The organism is Pseudomonas sp. SST3 (assembly GCF_003325755.1).
Window position 1 is genome coordinate 1 of the sequence record NZ_QORI02000183.1, and the last position, 3,281, is coordinate 3,281.

Annotated in this window: 3 protein-coding genes and 1 pseudogene; all 4 read left to right on the forward strand. The window is 60.4% G+C overall.

The window, feature by feature from the left end; translation table 11 throughout:
• Positions 1-192, forward strand: a 192-nt coding sequence (locus tag DQ405_RS26180) for a DUF1731 domain-containing protein (RefSeq protein ID WP_168426465.1), incomplete at its 5' end; no start/stop codon positions are given.
• A gap of 14 nt (positions 193-206) precedes the next feature.
• Positions 207-1,233: pseudogene (gene hemH / locus DQ405_RS26185) on the forward strand (ferrochelatase).
• A gap of 444 nt (positions 1,234-1,677) precedes the next feature.
• Entirely contained in the window at positions 1,678-2,649 is a 972-nt protein-coding gene (gene pip / locus DQ405_RS26190) for a prolyl aminopeptidase (protein WP_014716544.1), read from the forward strand.
• Positions 2,646-3,083: a D-aminoacyl-tRNA deacylase gene (gene dtd, locus DQ405_RS26195; RefSeq protein ID WP_014716545.1), complete on the forward strand. Its 438-nt coding sequence runs from the start codon at positions 2,646-2,648 to the stop codon at positions 3,081-3,083. Before pip ends, dtd begins: the two co-directional genes overlap by 4 nt.
• The last annotated feature ends 198 nt before the right edge of the window (positions 3,084-3,281 follow it).

Sequence of the window (3,281 nt, forward strand, 5' to 3'; positions counted from 1 at the left end):
TTGGGCCAGGTGCTGCACCGCCCGGCGTTCATGCCGATGCCGGCATTTGCGTTGAAGGTTGGCCTGGGTGAGTTGTCCGGCTTGTTGCTGGGCGGGCAAAAGGCTTTGCCTGAACGGCTGCAGGCCGCAGGTTTCACTTTCCAGTTCACTGAGTTGCGTGCGGCTCTGGACGACTTGTCCAGCCGCCTCTAAAGATAGGATGTTGCATGACCGATCACGCGTTGTTACTGGTCAACCTGGGTTCGCCAAAGTCCACTTCAGTGGCCGATGTGCGCAGCTACCTCAATCAGTTCCTGATGGACCCTTATGTGATCGACTTGCCGTGGCCGGTGCGGCGCTTGCTGGTGTCGCTGATCCTGATCAAGCGCCCCGAGCAATCGGCCCATGCCTATGCGTCGATCTGGTGGGACGAGGGCTCGCCGCTGGTGGTGCTGAGCCGCCGCCTGCAACAGCAGATGACCGCGCAGTGGACTCAAGGCCCGGTGGAACTGGCGATGCGTTACGGCGAACCGTCCCTGGAAACGGTCCTGACGCGCCTGGCCGCCCAGGGTATTCAAAAAATCACACTGGCGCCGTTGTACCCTCAATTTGCCGACAGCACCGTCACCACGGTGATAGAGGAAGCCAAGCGAGTGGTGCGCGACAAGCAACTGAATGTGCAGTTTTCGATCCTGCAACCGTTCTACGATCAGCCTGAGTACCTCGATGCGCTGGCGGCGAGTGTGCGCGCTTATGTGGAGCAGGATTACGATCACTTGCTGCTCAGTTTTCCATGGTTTGCCTGAGCGTCACCTGACCAAGCTCGACCCTACCGGCCAGCACTGCTTCAAGGACGCCGACTGCTGCAAGAACGCATCCCCTGAAGTGCTTGCCACCTGTTACCGCGCGCAGTGCTTCAGCGTGGCGCGGGATGTGGCCGAGCGGCTGGGTTTGCCGGAGGGCAAATGGTCGGTGGCGTTCCAGTCCCGCCTGGGCCGGGCCAAGTGGATCGAACCCTACACCGAGGCGCGCCTTGAGGCATTGGCCCAGCAAGGGGTGAAGAAGCTGCTGGTGATGTGCCCGGCGTTCGTCGCCGACTGTATTGAGACGTTGGAGGAAATTGGCGATCGCGGTCGCGAGCAATTTCGTGAAGCGGGGGGCGAGGAGTTGGTGTTGGTGCCTTGCCTGAATGACGAGCCGCAGTGGGCGGCGGCGCTTAATACCCTGTGCGAACGGGCGCCGGTTGCCTTGTAATCGAGCCCTGCGGTGATCCAATTGTGGGAGCTGGCTTGCCTGCGATGGCGGCCTAACCGCGACGCTTCCCTACTTGACCCCCCGCGGACCAACTGTGGGAGCGGGCTTGCTCGCGAAGGCGGCATGGCAGTCAACACAGTTGGATTGTGTACATATCCATTCCTGCGGTAACGGCTGCTTAGGGTTCCGCTTTTACGGCGGGTCACTTTGGAAAAGAGCCGGAATGCCGGCCCAGCCCAAAGTAACTCGCAGGGGGGGCACGCGAACAGGTGCCGGAGGTGGATCGGCTGTATGACTATCTGCTCGGTTATCTGAGGTGCGAACTGCTGACACAGGTCTAAGTGCTCAAGGACATGCTCATTGCACAATTCGGGTTTATGATGCCAGACGGCAAAATAATAGACGTCCCCCCAGGGATGAACCCGACACCCTACGGAGCACGCAATGCAGACTTGGTACCCGCAGATCAAACCCTACGCCCGGCACGATCTGGCTGTCGATGACACCCACACCCTGTATGTCGATGAAAGTGGCTCCCCCGAAGGCTTGCCTGTCGTATTCATCCATGGAGGTCCCGGCTCCGGTTGCGACGCCCAGAGCCGCTGCTATTTCGACCCGAACCTCTACCATATTGTCACCTTCGACCAGCGTGGCTGCGGCCGCTCTACGCCAAGGGCCAGCCTTGAGAACAACACCACCTGGGATCTGGTCGCCGACCTTGAACGCATCCGCGAGCACCTGGGCATCGACAAGTGGGTGCTGTTCGGCGGCTCCTGGGGCTCAACCCTGGCCCTGGCCTACGCGCAAACCCATCCCGAGCGTGTGCTCGGCCTGATCGTGCGCGGCATCTTCCTTGCCCGCCCCCAGGATATTCGCTGGTTCTACCAGGAGGGCGCGAGTCGCCTGTTCCCGGATTACTGGCAGGACTACGTGGCACCGATCCCGGTGGAAGAGCGCCACGACATGATCGCCGCTTACCACAAGCGACTGACCGGCAACGACCAGATCGCCCAGATGCATGCGGCCAAAGCCTGGTCGGGCTGGGAAGGCCGTATGTTGGGCCTGTGCCCGAGCCCGCAGCATGTGGAACGGTTTTCCGAGCCGCAGCGCGCCTTGTCCATCGCACGTATCGAGTGCCATTACTTCACCAACAACTCCTTCCTGGAACCCAACCAGCTGATTCGCGATATGCACAAGATCGCCCATCTGCCTGGCGTCATCATCCATGGCCGCTACGATATGATCTGCACGCTGGATAACGCTTGGGAGCTGCATCAGGCCTGGCCCAACAGCGAGTTGCAGGTGATCCGCGAAGCCGGGCATGCGGCGTCCGAGCCGGGCATCACCGACGCGCTGGTGCGTGCGACCGGCGAAATGGCCCGGCGCCTGCTCGACCTGCCGCCTGAAGAAGCATGAAGGGCCTGTTGCAGCGGGTGCGTGGCGCCCGGGTTGAGGTCGCAGGGGAGGTGGTAGGCTCGATTGACCAGGGTTTGCTGGTGCTGGTGGCCGTCGAGCCTTCAGATACGCCCGAAAGCGCCGACAAACTGCTGCACAAGCTGCTTAACTATCGGGTGTTCAGTGACGAGGAGGGCAAGATGAACCTGTCCCTCAAGGACATCGGCGGCGGTTTGCTGCTGGTGTCGCAGTTCACCCTGGCGGCGGATACCAAAAGCGGGCTACGGCCCAGCTTCTCCACAGCGGCTCCTCCGACCCTGGGAGCGGCGCTTTTTGAGCACTTGTTGTTACAAGCGCAACAATTGCATGGCAAGGTGGCTTCGGGGCGTTTTGGCGCGGATATGCAGGTGCACTTGGTCAATGATGGCCCTGTGACCTTCCTCTTACAGACATGAATGTATGAAAAACGACGTTAATGCCTAAAAACGCAGGGTTTCGCTACAAATACTTCACTGTCCCTGATGCGTTGTCTCGCGGGCTACTAGATAATCGCGCGCTACGGGGATCAGCGTTGTTTGGTCCATTTTTGACTTAGGTAGAGCCTTGTCCGACAACCGCATGGGGAATCATTTTGCCCCAGAGGAGTCGGAACA